The organism is Stenotrophomonas sp. Sm2128, assembly GCF_030985535.1.
Taxonomy (GTDB): Bacteria; Pseudomonadota; Gammaproteobacteria; order Xanthomonadales; family Xanthomonadaceae; genus Stenotrophomonas; species Stenotrophomonas maltophilia.
Genome location: NZ_JAPTFQ010000096.1, coordinates 1 through 16,151 on the forward strand (window position 1 = coordinate 1; position 16,151 = coordinate 16,151).

The 16,151-nt window shown below is 65.9% G+C and carries 11 protein-coding genes; 2 read left to right on the top strand and 9 right to left on the bottom strand.

What is annotated here, in order from left to right; genetic code table 11:
* Window positions 1-521 precede the first annotated feature (521 nt).
* The gene (locus tag O0K41_RS19980) at window positions 522-3,599 is read left to right on the top strand and encodes a TonB-dependent receptor (RefSeq protein WP_088436210.1); all 3,078 of its coding nucleotides are present in this window, start codon (window positions 522-524) and stop codon (window positions 3,597-3,599) included.
* A gap of 203 nt (window positions 3,600-3,802) precedes the next feature.
* Window positions 3,803-3,997: a heavy-metal-associated domain-containing protein gene (locus O0K41_RS19985; protein WP_005409441.1), complete on the top strand. Its 195-nt coding sequence runs from the start codon at window positions 3,803-3,805 to the stop codon at window positions 3,995-3,997.
* A gap of 80 nt (window positions 3,998-4,077) precedes the next feature.
* Here O0K41_RS19985 and cueR read toward each other — a convergent pair whose 3' ends face one another.
* The 9 genes from cueR to O0K41_RS20030 form a co-directional block, all read right to left on the bottom strand.
* Window positions 4,078-4,533 carry a Cu(I)-responsive transcriptional regulator gene (gene cueR / locus O0K41_RS19990; protein ID WP_005409440.1) on the bottom strand — a complete coding sequence of 152 codons (456 nt, stop codon included), beginning with the start codon at window positions 4,531-4,533 and terminating at the stop codon, window positions 4,078-4,080.
* Window positions 4,534-4,544: 11 nt separating this feature from the next.
* Window positions 4,545-7,046, bottom strand: coding sequence for a heavy metal translocating P-type ATPase (locus O0K41_RS19995; RefSeq protein WP_164222116.1), 2,502 nt, complete (start codon window positions 7,044-7,046; stop codon window positions 4,545-4,547).
* 173 nt (window positions 7,047-7,219) lie between these two features.
* On the bottom strand, window positions 7,220-10,177 hold the full coding sequence (locus O0K41_RS20000) for a TonB-dependent receptor (RefSeq protein ID WP_164222118.1): 2,958 nt from the start codon (window positions 10,175-10,177) through the stop codon (window positions 7,220-7,222).
* Between the two features lie 295 nt (window positions 10,178-10,472).
* Window positions 10,473-10,940, bottom strand: coding sequence for a hypothetical protein (locus tag O0K41_RS20005; RefSeq protein WP_164222120.1), 468 nt, complete (start codon window positions 10,938-10,940; stop codon window positions 10,473-10,475).
* A gap of 290 nt (window positions 10,941-11,230) precedes the next feature.
* Window positions 11,231-11,962 carry a copper homeostasis protein CutC gene (locus tag O0K41_RS20010; protein ID WP_049449724.1) on the bottom strand — a complete coding sequence of 244 codons (732 nt, stop codon included), beginning with the start codon at window positions 11,960-11,962 and terminating at the stop codon, window positions 11,231-11,233.
* A complete protein-coding gene (locus O0K41_RS20015) occupies window positions 11,959-12,957 on the bottom strand; it encodes a N(4)-(beta-N-acetylglucosaminyl)-L-asparaginase (protein WP_049449723.1) in 999 nt (332 codons plus the stop codon). The genes O0K41_RS20010 and O0K41_RS20015 overlap by 4 nt, the downstream gene beginning before the upstream one ends.
* A 51-nt stretch (window positions 12,958-13,008) precedes the next feature.
* Window positions 13,009-14,031 carry a glucokinase gene (locus O0K41_RS20020; protein WP_099605253.1) on the bottom strand — a complete coding sequence of 341 codons (1,023 nt, stop codon included), beginning with the start codon at window positions 14,029-14,031 and terminating at the stop codon, window positions 13,009-13,011.
* An 84-nt stretch (window positions 14,032-14,115) separates the two neighbouring features.
* Window positions 14,116-14,400 (bottom strand): hypothetical protein, encoded by a 285-nt coding sequence (locus O0K41_RS20025; RefSeq protein ID WP_012480039.1) that lies wholly within the window; start codon window positions 14,398-14,400, stop codon window positions 14,116-14,118.
* A 35-nt stretch (window positions 14,401-14,435) separates the two neighbouring features.
* Window positions 14,436-16,025 (bottom strand): calcineurin-like phosphoesterase family protein, encoded by a 1,590-nt coding sequence (locus O0K41_RS20030; protein ID WP_164222122.1) that lies wholly within the window; start codon window positions 16,023-16,025, stop codon window positions 14,436-14,438.
* Window positions 16,026-16,151 lie beyond the last annotated feature (126 nt).

The window sequence follows — 16,151 nt, forward strand, 5'->3', positions numbered from 1 at the left end:
GGGGTGAGGGCGCTTTGCTTGCGAAGCACTGCTTCGCAAGCGCCCGAACGCACAGCCGCCAGCGGCTGGGCCGGACCCCGGAAGGGGGGTTTACGGCGTGTCCTGCCAGTCCACACCGCCCTGCCAAACCAGCAGAAAACCAGAGCCGCTTTGGCTTTGGCTTTGGCCGTTGCCCTGGCTTCAAGCAGGTGCAGGGCGCAGCCCTGCCGACCCACCCTCCCTGCGCACGAAAACGATTTCACTGTTTTCAGCAAACCGTCATCCCTTCGCCACGCCAGTACCATATTGCGGAGCAGCATGCGCCCACGGGCGACCCATGCTAAAAAACGCCCGCCCATCGCTTAGATCGATCCAAGCCGACATTGCGATGGCCGGGAGTTGGGGGAGCGGCAACAGGACGTACCAGGCCACGCGCACGGTGCAACTGCCACTGCATGGCGATAGCGACAATGTCACTTCAAATTAGATCGATTCAAGTTGTCCGTGCCACGTCACCGGATCAATCCAGGAGAGAGGGAGAGATGGGAATGAAGCATTCAACACGTACGCATGGCCAGGACGCACTGTCGCTGGCCATCGCGCTGGCCCTGGCCGCCGCCGTCGTTCCGGCCGGCGCCGCCGCGCAGCAGGCAACCACCACCGGCTCGCAGGAAGCCACCAACCTGGACAGCGTCCAGGTCACCGGCTACCGCTACGCCATCGAAAAGAGCCTTGAGCAGAAGCGCGACGCCAACGCCGTTGTCGAAGTGATCACTGCCGAGGACGTCGGCAAGTTTCCCGACAAGAACGTGGCCGACGCACTGCAGCGCGTGCCCGGCGTGGTCATCACCCGCAGCGGTGGTGAAGGCAAGAGTGTCAGCGTGCGCGGCCTTGCGCCGGACCTGACCCTGACCCAGTTGAATGGCAACTACGTGGCCACGTCGGAAACCAACGACGAAGCCACCCGTTCGTTCAACTACACCCTGCTGCCGTCGAACATGCTGTCCAGCGCCGAGCTGTTCAAGTCGCCGGAAGCACGCATCGACGAAGGCGGCATCGGCGGCACGGTCATCCTGCACACCCGCCGTCCGCTGGACATGGAGTCCAACTCGGGCTTCGTCACGCTCGAGGGCACCTCCTCCGATACCCACCACGATATCGACCCGCAGGCCTCGGCCCTGTATTCGTGGCACAGCAAGGATGAGCGTTTCGGCGTGCTGGTCGGCGTGACGCAGCAGAAGCGCACGACCCGTACCATGGAAGCCAGCACCGAGGACTACCAGTGGTACGGCGCCGGCAAGGCACGCGACGCCTATGGCAACGTGCAGCAGCAGGACGGCATCCACTACTGGTGGGGCAAGTCCGGCTTCAACAACCAGACCGGCGGCAACTACAGCGACTTCTTCATGCCGACCTCGGTCAACTTCGCCGTGAAGGAAGAAAAGCGCGAGCGCAAGGGCGGCCAGCTGACCTTCCAGTTCAAGCCGGTCGACAACGTCACGATGACCGCCAACTACTTCCGCTTCGAGCTGCAGGGTGACTACACCCAGAACATGCTGAAGATTCCGGAATGGAGCATGGCCCGCTTCAACGGCGATGGAAACTGGGCCGGCGGCCGCCTGCTCAACGGCCTGGATTTCGACCCCAGCGGCAACACCGTCACCGGTGCCCAGTTCGAAAAGCTGGCCGGAAAGACCTACTACTGCAGCGAAGACCAGGCCAAGGCCGCCGGCCTCAAGCCCGGCGGCTGGGGCCCGGACGACTGCACGATTCCGACACCGCAGCTGACCGGTGGCTACAGCAAGGAAAAGGCGCTGTCGCAGACCGCCGACCTGACCATCGACTGGGACATCAGCCCGCTGTGGAAGGCCTCGTTCACCGGTGGCCGCACCTGGTCTGAAGGTGGTCCGTCGATGAACTTCCGCATGTCGGCCAAGCCGCGCCGCAAGGTCGGCAACGACTACCTGTCCGGTAACCAGTACAGCGCATGGGACCTGACCGGCACGCCGTCTGCCACCTTCTCGCCCGACCTGCAGCAGCAGCTGATGAACGGCATCGCCGAAGTCGACACCGGCTCGACCGATTCGTCGTGGAAGCGCACCGAGGTCAAGCAGAACTACTTCCAGGCCGACGTGACCAAGCTGTTCGAGTCCGGTTGGCTGGATTCGATCCAGTTCGGTGCCAAGTACCGTGATGGCAAGGTCCACCGCAACACCGGCAACACCTACTGGGTATGCCCGGGCCGTGACCCGGCCGACTATGACAACAGCCGCTACCAGAGTGGCTGCGATCCGACTGCCGGCGATGCGCAGCCCGGCTTCTTCCTGTCGAACCCGATCAGCAACATTGCCGGTGGCTTCAATGCCAACGTGTTCCCGGGCATCAACTACCCGGCGTACATCGACTATCTGAACAAGACCTACGGTGGTTCGCACAACCGTACCGAGGAAGACTTCGTCTACAACGTCAACGAGAAGATCTACTCCGGCTACTTCCAGGCCAACTTCCGCACCGAGCGCCTGCGCGGCAATGTCGGCGTGCGTGTGGTGCGCACCAAGCAGTTCGCGCAGTCTTCCGACTCGATCGAGAAGTTCAACGACTACTTCCTGGACAACGCGTCCGGCGCGCCGATGGCGTGCACCGACCCCGCCGCTGCGGCCTACCCGACCTACAGCTGTGAGAGCGGCTTCGTGCGCCTGCCGCATGACCTGGCGCAGAGCAAGACCTACAGCCTGATCGGCGTGGACCGCACCTACACCGACGTGCTGCCGAGTTTCAACATTGCATGGGACATCACCGACACGCTGGTGCTGCGTGGTGCCGCATCGAAGGTGATCGCCCGCCCTGGCTACACCGATATCGCAGCACCGGGCGCGCTGAGCTACTACAGCGAGGAGTACGTCAATGATCGCCGCGTTGCCGGTGGCGCATCGACCGCAGGCTGGGTCGGCCAGGGCAGCAACAAGCAGCTGGAGCCGTTCAAGGCCACCCAGTTCGACCTGGGCCTGGAGTGGTACTTCCAGCCTGGCGCGGTCGCCGGCGTCAGCCTGTTCCGCAAGAACGTGGACAACTTCACCCTGCCGGTGGTGCGCGACACGCCCATGGTCATCAACGGTGAAGCGGTGAACGTGCAGCGCTACGAGACCCAGGCCAATGGCCGCGATGGTGTGTCGCAGGGCGTCGAGCTGTATGGCCAGTACACCTTCGATTTCGGCTTCGGCGTGCAGGCCAACTACACCTACAACGACACCAACCTGGCTTCCATTGTTCTGGACGGGCAGGAAATCGGCTCCTCGCCGCTGGTCGGCAGCGCCAAGAACCAGGCCAACGTGACGGTCTTCTACGAGAACGAGAAGTTCCTCGCGCGCGCCTCGTTCAACCGTCGCGGCCAGGTGGTCGGTGGGCTCAACAATGGCCTCACCGTCTACACCGAGCCGTATGACCAGCTGGACCTGAACGTGGCCTACAACCTGACCCCGGACTGGACCCTGACCGCCTCGGTGATCAATGCCACCAAGTCCGAGCAGCGCGTGCACCTGGGAAGCGACACCAAGGCACGCCTGGTCTCCAATACCTATGCAGGCCGCCAGCTGTACTTCGGCGCTACCTGGAAGTTCTAAGGCAACACCGGGTTGCCCGGGCGCGCCCCGGTGCAACCCACGCCCCGCCCTGGCGGGGACGTTCCTCCACGGCAGCCGCGCTGGTACAGGTGGCTGCCGTTTTTTTTGTCGGCGCCTTGCCTTTCGTTCAGCCCGGCGCTTGACCCTGACATCGTTGGAAGGTGCACACTGACTCCACCCCAAGAGCACCGAAGGAGCTACAGATGGAATTCCATGTCGATGGCATGACCTGCGGCGGCTGCGCGCGCAGCGTGACCCGTGCGATCCAGCAGATCGATCCCAACGCCAGCGTGGTCGCCGACCCGCCGACCGGCCTGGTCAAGGTGCAGACCACCGCATCGCAGGAAGACGTCTTCGCCGCAGTGAACGACGCCGGCTTCCCGCCACGTACTGCCTGATCCCCTGCCCCCGTCTCACACAGAAAAGCCCGCCCGGTGCTGCTGCACCCGGCGGGCTTTTTCATGCATGCGATATCGAGTCAATGCTTGTGCGTACGCCGCCGCACCGCACCGGTCTTCGCGGTATCGACCGGCACCGGCGTCTGATCGTCCTCACCCAGCCGCTGCAGGATCGGGCACTCCGGGCGCTCGTCGCCCGCACAACAACTGATCAGCGATTTCAGCGTGTCGGCCATCTGCCGCATGTGCTCGATGCGCTGTTCCAGATCGGCAATGTGCTGTTCGGCCAGGTGCTTCACGTCGGCGCTGTGCCGCGAGGTGTCATTCCAGAGGCCCAGAAGATCAGTGATCTCGGCCACCTGGAAGCCGAGATCGCGCGCGCGGCGGATGAAACGCAGGCGGTGGATGTCCGCCTGCGAATACGCCCGGTAGCCCGACTCGGTTCTATCAGCGGCGGGAATCAGGCCGATCTGTTCGTAGTAGCGGATCATCTTCGCCGACACGCTGGAGGCCTTGGCGGCTTCACCGATGTTCATGCGGATCTCCTTCAGTGGGTGGCAGCGGCGGCATCCGCCATCGGCGGCTGGAAGCGGCGCAGGCGCAGTGCGTTGCCCAGCACGAACACACTGGACAGCGCCATCGCACCGGCCGCGAATACCGGCGACAGCAGCACGCCCCAGACCGGGTACAGCACGCCTGCCGCTACCGGGATCAACGCGGTGTTGTAGGCGAACGCCCAGAACAGGTTCTGCCGGATGTTGCCCAGCGTCGCCTTCGACAGCGCGATGGCATTCGGCACGCCCTGCAGGTTGCCCGACATCAGCACCACATCGGCCGATTCCACTGCGATATCCGTGCCGGTCCCGATGGCCAGGCCGACATCGGCTTCAGCCAGTGCCGGCGCATCGTTGATGCCGTCGCCGACGAAGGCGACATGGCCATGCGTGGCCTTCAAGCGGCGCACCGCCTCGACCTTGCCTTCCGGCAGCACCTCGGCCACCACTTCGTCGATGCGGAGCTGGCGCGCGATTGCCTGCGCGGTACCAGCGTTGTCACCGGTGATCATCGCCACCTTCAGGCCAAGCTGATGCAGTGCCGCGATTGCGGCCGGCGTGCTCGGCTTGATCGGATCGGATACCGCGATGATTGCGGCCAGGCGACCGTCGATGGCGGCATACAGCGGCGACTTGCCCTGGGTGCCCAGCTCTGCCGCCAGCGTCGCGAACAAAGTGATGTCCACGCCCAGGTCGCGCATGAAGCGATCGGCACCGACCTCCACCCGCGCACCATCAACGTTGGCACGCACGCCCATGCCGGTGACCGATTCGAAATCGACCATCGACGGCAGCGCGATGCCCTGCTCGGTGGCTGCATCGACGATGGCGCGGGCAATCGGATGCTCCGAGCGCGACTCCACCGCCGCCACCGCCGCCAGCACCCTGCCGTGATCAAAACCGCTGGCGATCTTCAGATCGGTCAAGCGCGGGCGGCCCTCGGTCAGCGTACCGGTCTTGTCCACCGCCACCACCTGCGCGTCCTTCAGCAGCTGCAGCGCCTCGCCCTTGCGGAACAGCACGCCCATTTCAGCGCCACGGCCGGTCCCGACCATGATCGAGGTCGGCGTCGCCAGCCCCATCGCGCACGGGCAGGCAATGATCAGCACCGCCACCGCATTGACCAGCGCGAAGCTCAGCGCCGGTGACGGGCCGAAGATCAGCCAGACCAGGAAAGTCGCCAGCGCGGCCAGCATCACCGCCGGCACGAACCACAGCGTGACCTTGTCGACCACCGCCTGGATCGGCAGCTTCGAGCCCTGCGCCTGTTCGACCATGCGGATGATCTGCGCCAGCATGGTCTGCGCGCCCACCGCCGTGGCACGTACCGTCAGTGCGCCCTTCTGGTTGACCGTACCGCCCACCACGCTGCTGCCCGGCTGCTTCTGGACCGGGATCGGCTCGCCGCTGATCATCGATTCGTCGATGTAGCTGCGGCCTTCAACCACCTCGCCATCGACCGGCACGCGCTCGCCCGGCCGCACTTCCACCATGTCGCCGCTCTGCACTTCATTGACCGGGATGTCGACGGTGCGGCCGTCACGGAACACATGGGCGACCTTGGCCTGCAGGTTGACCAGACGCTTGATCGCTTCGGAGGTACGGCCCTTGGCGCGGGCCTCGAGGAAGCGGCCGAGCAGGATCAGCGCAACGATGACCGCGGCCGCTTCGTAGTAGACGTTCACCGTGCCCGGCGGCAGCAGCCGCGGTGCAAAGGTCGCCACCACCGAGTAGCCAAACGCCGCGGCGGTGCCCACCGCCACCAGTGAATTCATGTCCGGCGCCAGCCGCAGCAGTGCCGGGAACCCCTTCTGGTAGAAACGGCGGCCGGGAATGGCCAGCACCAGCAGGGTCAGTACGAACTGCAGGTACCAGCTGGCCTGCATGCCGATGGTGGCCATCACCCATTCGTGCATGCCGGGAATCAGGTGCGAGCCCATCTCCAGCACGAACACCGGCAGCGCCAGCGCGGTCGCCACGATCAGGTCGCGCTTCAGTTCGGCGCGCTCGGCATCCTTCTTTTCAGCGGCTTCATCATCGGACTGCACACCGGCCTCGATCGGGCGGGCGGCGTAGCCGACCTTGTCGATGGCCGCAACCAAGGCGGCCGTATCAGCCACGCCGCGCACGGTCGCACGCTCCGTCGCCAGGTTCACGCTGGCCTGGCTCACGCCTGGCACCGCCAGCAACGCGCGCTCCACGCGGCCCACGCAGGAGGCGCAGGTCATGCCGTCCACGGCCAGTTCAACGGTGGCGGGGGGCACGTCGTAGCCCACCCGCTCCACCGCCTGGATCAACGCGGCCCGATCGACCGGACCGGACGGGCGGATATCCGCGCGCTCGGTGGCCAGATTGACCGAAACACTGCCCACGCCTTCGACCCTGGACAGCGCCGCCTCGACCCGGCCGACACAGCTGGCGCAGGTCATGCCCTCGATGGGCAGGCTGATGGTGGCAGGGCTTGCGGGGGCTGCAGTGGCGCGGGGCGTGCTCATGATCGGATTCCCGGGGTTCCTTCTGGATGCGGACAGGCTAAACCTTGCCATCGTGGGAAGGTCAAATCCAGCCACCCCGGGGTTCATGATGGGGTTCATCCACGCATGGCGTGGAACTGCTGAGCGGACGGAGGCGCCAGGCGGATCAGGCCCGGCGCCCCCTGCGGGTCTGCTCAGAAGGTGAACACGTACTCCAACGCGAACTCGCGGCCGACCGCGCCAAGCAGGCGGGTCGGGGCGAAGTCGTAATCCAGCTTGTACGGGTCCTTGTGGTTCCAGCTGGCGGAGTTGAAGGCGTTGTTGACGTACACGTTTACCTTCGCGTGTTCGGTCACCTGGTAGCCCACGTTGAAGTTCCAGGTGATGAACGGCCCCACTCGACCGTAGTAGCGCGCCGTCTGCTGCCCGGCATTGGGGTTCGGGTTCGGCGAGCCGTCGGGACGTGTCGCCGGCTCCAGGCAGTTCAGCGACGGGCTGTCGCTGGGCACGTAGCCGTCGGCGAACGGCAGGCAGCCGCCGGGGTTGTCCAGGCGGTCGGTGCCCCAGTGGTAGCGCACGCCCGGCACCGAGCCCACGCGGTCGGCATAGACATTGGCATTCCAGTTGCCGCGCTGCCAGGCCAGGCTCGCGCGCAGCTTGCTGCGCAGGTCGCGGTCGCGGCGTTCCGGGTTCGGGTCGTTGGCGTAGCGCTGTTCCTTGGTCGAGATCTGGTTGGTGTAGTTCAGGCCCAGCTGGAAACTGCCCCACTGCGCGGTTTCCAGGCGATAGCGTGCGGTCAGGTCGACACCACGCACTTCGCGGCTGGCCAGGTTGAACGGGCCGCGCTCGATCGACACCAGGCGGCCGCTGCCGTCACGGTTCACGCGGGCCAGGATGCCGGCGCAGTATTCGCCACCGGCCGGATTGGCCCATGGCGTGCCATCGATGTTCTTGCCGGTCAGGCAGCCGGCCTCGCTGGCCAGCACCTCATCGGCGCCGACGTCGACGATCATGTCTTCCAGCTTGATCGCCCAGTAGTCGGCACTGACCGACAGGTTCGGCATTACGTCCCAGACGAAACCGACCGTCCACGAATCACCGGTTTCCGAGCGCAGCAGCGGCGTGCCACGACGGTTCACGTCGAAGGTGTACCAGACATCGGTGTTGCCCACGCCGCAGTTGTTGACCAGGTACGCGCCACTCTGGATGCAGCGCAGGCGATCATAGGTCTGCACTTCGGAGCTGCTCGGCTGGCCCAGCAGGTAATGCATGTCCGGCGCATGGAAGCTGGTGGCATAGGAGCCACGCACCAGCAACGATTCAACCGGGCGCCATTCCAGGCCGACGTTCCAGGTGGTTTCCTTCTGGCTGCCGATGTTCAGTGCTTCGCTGCTGTCGTCGGCCTTGTAGTTGCCATAGCGGTCATAGCGCGCGGCCGCAGTGGCGGTCACGCTGTCCAGCAGCGGAATCTTGAACTCGACGCCGGCCGAATAGCGGGTGCGCTCGCCGCCACCGCGATCGACGTTCTGCAGGTCGAAATCGATGCCGGCGCGTGGGTCGGGGCTGAGGTGATAACCCTGCTGCGCGACTTCAGCCACCGCGGCGAACGAGATCGGGCCGGCCCAGCCCTGGAACAGTTCGCCGGTGATATCCGCCGAGGCCTGGTTGACCCAGGACGCCGCACGGTTCTTCGCCACCGTACCCATCTGCCAGTACTGGTCCGGCGTCAGCGGATTCCACCAGCGCGATTCGTTCAAGGCGTAGATCGCCTCGCCATCGGCCGTGGTGCCCAGCTTCGGGCCGAGGAAGTAGTCGTACGACTTCTGCTTGTCGACCACGTTCTGCCGTTCTTCCACGCGGTAGTACGAGCGCCCCACCGTGGCGCTCCAGTCGAAGCGGTCGGCGAGGCGGCCACGCAGGCCGGCGCTCCAGTCCCAGGACAGTTCGCGGTTGGTGTTGCGCAACGTATCCAGCCCGCCAACCTCATTCGGGGTGAACTGGCGCACGCCAAGAATCGGACGGTTGCGGTTGGCGTCCCAGTAGTAGCCGTTGTCATCGTCGATCAGCGACACGCCGGGCGGATTGGTGCCCCAGATCGCTTCGGAACGGTAGACCGCCAGATTGGTCCAGGCCTGCAGGTCGTTGCTGAAATCGAAGGTGGCATACAGGTTGCCGGACACGTTCTCGGCACCGCCGGTGAGCAGCCAGTTGGCGTAGTCGGCGCTCATGCCGCACAGGCGGCCGGTGTTGGTGATGGTGTTGGCGGCGTAGTTGTAGACCAGTCGATCGGCGGTGTAGTACTCACTGCCGAACTTCTCGCAGGTGCCGGTGGGCGGCGCCAGGCGCTGGCCCGTGGTCGGATCGATCAACGCCAGTCCGGCGGTAGGACGGAAGCCGACCTTGCGTTGTTCCATGTTCCAGGACGGGTACGGCGCATCATCGGCATCGTCCATCTGCGGGCGGTCACGGCCGAACAACGGATCGCGCTTGGTGTACTGCAACGCGTAGGTCACGCTCCAGTTGTCACCGGTCTTGCCGCCGGCCCAGGACAGGTCCCAGGTGTCGCGTCCACCCTCGGTGGAGGTGCCGCCACGCACGCGCACTTCGTCGCCGTCGTAGTTGGTCTTCAGGATGACGTTGACCACGCCGGCGATCGCATCCGAGCCATAGATGGACGAGGCGCCACCGGTCAGCACTTCGATGCGTTCCACCGCCGCAGCCGGAATGTTGCCGTAGTTGGAGAAGTTGGTTTCGCCGCCATAGGGCAGCGGGTAGTCGGCCACGCGACGGCCGTTGACCAGCAGCAGCGAGCGGTTCGGGCCCATCCCGCGCAGGTTCAGGCCACTGGCATTGGGCGTGTGCGAGCCCCACTGCGAGGCGGCTTCAACAGTGCCGGTCGCTTCGGTGAGGGTCTTCAGCGCGTCGTACACGCTGACGAAGCCTTCCTTCTGGATCTGCGCGGCGGTGATCACGTTGACCGGTGCCGGGCCTTCGACGCTGGCGCGCTTGATGCGCGAACCGGTGACGGTGACCGCGTCGAGATCCTTGGTGGACGAACTGGCGGCCTCCTGCGCACTGGCAGCCAGGGGCAACAGGGCCAGGACCAGGCCCTGGGACAGCAGGTGACGACGCTTGCGGACGATCTGAGCCATGGGTGGTTGCTCTTCGAAAGTGTGAACGCACGGACGGGTGGTGGCGCGGCACTACGGCTGATCCGGGCACCTGGATCGGTTCAAGACCGTCCCGACGCCCCCCTGTGGATCGATCCAAACTAAAGCACAGCTGAACCACGCCGGGCATGCGGCGATGCAGCAATGCCCGAGGGAATGCCGCTATCGGCTGCCGGCATCCAGAACAATCAAAGGGTTGCGAAACATCGCTGAGAGAACAGCGCACACGTCAATGACACGATCGCGACAATCGCGCGCGGAACGGTTTTGTCCGCCCTCAGCGATTCCCCTCACCCGATCGAGTCGGGACGAAGTGGCCATTTCGGAGGGCGTAGCGGCTCGACGCATCGCCTCTGTGTCTGATACCCCACCACTCGATGGTGAACCCGTCGCCCTGCCAGATGACCGAGGAAAAGTCGGATTCACTGTGGGGTCGCCCTGAGTTCTGGCTCGCCAGAGACAGGGTCTCAAGGCAGCTGCTGATCAATACCCTGCCGCGCTCAATGGGCTTCGGCAGGGTCAATTCGTAGACGAACAGATGGATCTCACGCCCCGCGCCACAGCGCCCCATCGGGTTGGAAGCGTTTGAATCGAACACCTGATAGAGCGCGCGAAAGCGCTTCTCCCCGATCCGATGTACCCGTGCGTCGACGAACACGCCTGTAGCAGAGCGTGCCAGCGTCACGCCGCCCAGCAAATCGTCGATGCCGCCGCCCTCGGGTCCGACCGCCTTCCAGATGAACATTGGGGGCTGTCCTTCCTCTGCAGCTATTGCGGCGGTGTGCAGCAAACAGAGAAATAGCAGGAGCAATCGAGGCATGCGGAAGGAGGATCATTGCCACGGGGAGTTGGACCCCACTGTCAATAATCCTGGCTTGATCGTCTACCCGGAAACACAGAGGCCCCTGCGTTCCGATGTTTGGCAGACTGACTGGCCATCCGCGCACGTCAGAAGCGTCACTTTTCGGCAACCGGTGCGCGTTCCGCAGCGGGGTCGGAGCCCTTCTGCGAAGGGATCCGACCCCGGCCCTGCGATCAGCCGTCGAGGGCCTGACGCAGTGCGGCCACGGTCGCGGTGCTGGTCTGGCTCCAGTCCGGGTCCAGCCCGCGCAGCGCCGGGTTTTGGAACTGCATGGCCGAGCGCCGCAGGCCTTTGGCCGAGGCGTGCAGTTCGGTGCAGCCGCTGCGTCGTGCGACGGCGGCGACATTGGCCGGGCCCAGCCCGGCGCCAGCCATCACCGTGATACGTCCTGCCGCCTGGGTGACCAGGCCCGCCAGCACATCGGCACCGGCCTCGGCACTGACCTGGCCGCCCGAGGTCAGCACGCGCTGGCAACCCAGTTCGATCACCTGTTCCAGTGCCGCCGGCAGATCGCGGGCGGCATCGAAGGCGCGGTGGAAGGTCACCTGCAGCGGCCCGGCAGCCTGCACCAGTTCACGGCACAGCGCCAGGTCGATACCGCCCTGCACATCCAGCGCACCGATCACCACGCCGTCGCAGCCGAGCGCGCGGCACTGCGCGATGTCACGCAGCATCAGTTCGGTTTCCAGCGCGTCGTAGTGGAAGTCGCCCGGGCGTGGCCGCACCAGCACGAACAGCGGAATCGACAGGCGTTCGCGCGCAATCGCGATGCTGGCGAACGACGGCGTGGTGCCACCCTCGGCCAGGTTGTCGAACAGCTCGATGCGGTCGGCGCCGCCGGCCTGTGCCGCCAGCGCCGAAGCCAGCGAGTTACTGGCAACCTCCAGAGTCAGCCGCGTGCTCACGCCTGGGTGCTCGTGTAGATCGACGGCGAGTCGCGCAGGTCATCCTGGCGCTGCGCATCGCACACGGCGTAGACGAAGCCGCGATGCAACGCGTAGGCGCCCACCTCGCCCTGCTTGTTCATGGCCAGGAAGCACACCTGCAGCGTTCTGCTAGCTTCCGGGCGCTTGCGCACCACGCGGTCGATGGCTTCGCGGCAAGCCTGCGCCGGCGAGCGCCCCTGGCGCATCAGCTCGACCACCAGGAACGACGCGGCGTTGCGGATCATCTCCTCGCCCACGCCCGAGGCAGTGGCCGCCCCCACTTCGTTGTCGACATACAGGCCAGCACCGATGATCGGGCTGTCGCCGACCCGGCCGTGCAGCTTCCAGGCCATGCCGCTGGTGGTGCAGGCACCGGCAAGGTGGCCCTTGGCATCCAGCGCCAGCATGCCGATGGTGTCGTGGTTGTCGCTGTTGCCGGGAATACCACGGCGCTCGGCGTTGATCTGCGGCTGATACTTCTCCGTCTTCAGCCACTCGCGCCAGGCCGCTTCGGCCTGCGGCGTCAGCATGTGCTTGCGCTCGAAACCCTGCTGCATCGCGAACTGCTGCGCGCCCTCGCCCACCAGCAGCACGTGTGGGCTGTTCTCCATCACTTTGCGGGCCACCGACACCGGATGCAGGATGTCGACCAGCGCGGCCACTGCGCCACATCGGCCATCGCCATCCATGATGCTCGCGTCCAGGCTCAGCACGCCGTCGCGATCCGGGTTGCCACAATGGCCGACGGTGGGGTTGCAGAGCTCGCTCTCGGCCCAGCGTGCGCCTGCTTCCACCGCATCCAGCGCGCTGCCGCCCTGCGCCAGTACCTTCCACGCGGCCTGGTTGGCCGGTACGCCGAAGTCCCAGGTCGAAACCACCTTGGCCCCACCCTGCGTGCGCGCCTGCACGCCCGGCAAAGCCGCCATGCCTGCAGCCAGTGCACCGGCCTGCAGGAACTGCCTGCGATCCACCATCTTCCCCTCCCAGTCTGCAACGCACGGCCGGCCCGATGCCGACCCTGCCGATCAGTCGTGCGTGGGCTGCCGTGCGGCGTGCCAGACCGCTGCGCCGAGCACGCCCAACTGGCCGTGCTCCACTCGCCATACCGGCACCTGGCGCAGCACCTCGGTCAGCACGCCCTTGTTGAGGAAGCGCTCACGGAAGCGGCCATCGGCCAGGAAATCCTGCACATGCGCGGAAATGCCCCCGGCCAGGTACACCGAGCGCGCACCGACGGCGATTGCCGCGTCGCCGGCCAGGCTGCCCAGCCAGGCACAGAACACCTGCAGCGTTTCCACCGCCAGTGCATCCTCGCCGCTGCGGGCGGCACCGATCAGCGCTTCGGTGCTGGTCCACACCGCAGTGGCACCGCGCAGCTCGCACAGGCACGGGTACAGGTTCATCAGGCCACTGCCCGACAGCACACGCTCGTTGTCCACGTGCGACCAGCGCTGCAGCAGCTTGCCCAGCACCTGCAGTTCCAGCGCGTTGCCGGCGCCAAGCGCGGCATGGCCGATCTCGCTGGCCAGCACCGGGCGCTCGCCGTCGGCAAAGCGCAGTGCGGCGCCCAGGCCGGTACCGGCACCCAGCACCAGCGCCGGGAATGCCTGCGCCGGATCAGCATCGCCGTTCAGCGGCACCAGCGTGTCCGGCCGCAGATAAGGGATGGCCAGCGCCACCGCCTCGAAATCGTTGATCAGCTGCAGTTCTCCCAACCCGGACTGCGCGCGGGTGGCCGACAGCAAGACCGTCCACGGCAGGTTGGAATTGATCAGCACATCGCCATCAAGCAGTCCGGCGATGGCCACCACCGCGGTCTGCACCGGCTGGCCAAGGCCTGCGGTGAAATCGGCCAGGATCGCCGCCAGGCTGGGATGCTCGGCGCAGGCGTAGGTGCGATGGCTGCCCAGCAGCGGCGCCTGGCCGGGTTGGGTTTCAGCCAGCGCAAGGCGGGCGAAGGTGCCGCCGACATCGGCAACGACCAGACGGCGTGGAAGACCGCCGCGGGCGGAGTCGGAGGAAACCGGGGACGCTGCTGCGATGGTCACGCTGGCCTGCTTGGATCGATTGAATCGCCCCGATTCTCAGGCATCGGGGCGGCTTTGCCTAGCGCGCCGATGGTTCAGGTTGGCCTACATGCCTTCCTGTTCGGCCACCTGCACACCATCCACCAGCACGCGCAGCCGCTGCGGGCGGAAGCCGGCGAACAGCAGCGGCCGGGTGCGCTCGACCAGCACTTCATGGCCGGCGATGTGGCGCAGCCACGACTGTACCAGCGAGAACGAGAAGTGGGTGCCCGGATGCAGCGGGTGCTGCACCCAGACCGTCTCGGTGGCGCTCTGCAACTGCATCGCGCCGGTGAACCAGTGGCGGCTGAGGGTCACCGGCGTGGTGCCGGCCATGAAGCGGATATCCATGCGGGGTCCTTTCGCTGGAGCGGTGGTGTGCGGGGTCAGGGCTGGGCAGTCTGCAGGCTGTAGCTGGTGCTGGCGGTGAACACCGCGCCGTCGGGCTGGGTGGAGCGCACCTCGACCTTGTGGCTGCCCACGGCCAGATCGGTCGGCAGCGTGCCACGCCACAGGTGCGGCGATGCGGTGGCCTCCGGCGAGCGGTCGTAGCCACGCAGGCTGATTGCAAGATCGTCGGCCACGTTCTCCACCATCAGGCGCGGATCGGGTTGGCTGACCTGCTTCATCGGCTGCCAGGCGCCACCATCGACGCGGTACTCGACCACGCTGGCATCCTCACCCATGTAGACGTTGGCATAGATGCCCCAGGCCGGGTAGGCGCCCTGGCGCAGCACCTTCGGCGCATGCAGGCCGATCTGCTCGCTGGCCGGTTTTCCGGCCACGCGGTACTGCAGTCTGTAGCTGCCATTGCCGGCCACGTCGAGCAACGCATAGCCCTTCGGCGTGCCATCGCTCATGGTGCTGTCCGGCACGCCGGCGGCATTCTTCACGCCTGACCAGAACGCACCGCAGTTGGCGCCGACATTGTATTCGTGCAGCGGCTTGTCGCCGTTCCAGCCCTCGGCCTTGCCATGGTAGACGTGCTGCTGGGTGTGGCTGTGGCCGCTGAGCACCAGCACGTTGCGGAAGTCCTTCAGCAGGCCGAACAGGCGCTGGCGGTCGGCATGGCGGAAGGTCTCGCGCCCCGGCGCCGCGTCGAACAGCGGGATGTGCATGCCCAGCACCAGCAGGCGATCCTTGTGCAGGCCCTTCAGGTAGCTGGCAAGGAAGGCGAACTGGTCTTCGCGCAGGCCACCGACGTACTTCGGCTTGGCCTTGGGGTCGTACACCACGTCATCCAGGAACACGAAACTGGCGCCACCCTCTTCCACCGCGTAGGTATCCGGGCCGTAGATGTTGCGCCAGCTGTCCAGCGAGTGTTCGTCGCTGGCCGCATCGAAATCGAGGTCATGGTTGCCCGGCACATGGAACCACGGCACGCCAAGTTCGGTGGTGACCTTGTTGATCGCCGGATACAGGGTCAGGTCGTCGTTGACGATGTCACCCAGGGTGGTGCCCATGCGCGCCTTGGTCTGTCCCACCAATGGCGCGACGATCGACTGCTGGTAGTAGCCGATATCCTTCAGGCTGGCGGTCTGCGAATCGGTGAACACCAGCATCTGGAAGCCGCGCCGACTGTCATGGCGATCCGACTGCAGGGCGAAATCCCAGTTGCGGGTGACGTCGCTGGTCGCGGCGATGCCGCCGTACTTCAACGCCGGCGAACCGTTCGGGCGATAGTGCCGCCAGAACGAAGGCAGGCCGTCGGCCGCTTTCGGGAAGGAATACGCATCGGGCTTGATCACGAACACGGTCTGGCCATCACGCACCGGCAGGCTGTAGCTGCCGTCTGCAGCCGTCTTGACGATGGCCTCGCCGTTGGAGACCTGCACGCCGGCCAGGCCCGGATCGGTCGCTCCGCGCCCCGGCCGGCCGTCACGCTCCAGATAGACCTTGCCGCTGACCACGGTATCCGCGGCCCAGGCCGGCGAAGTCAGCAACAGGCAGCACAGCCAGGTGGCAGGCAGTTTCATGGGCGGTCCGGGAAAAGAAAGACCGCCTATTGTAGATTCCGTTGATGACATCGCGCACGCGATGACGCATTGCCGGTAGTGTCGGCCGCTGGCCGGCAACCTCATGATCGTCGGGCATCTGGGGCT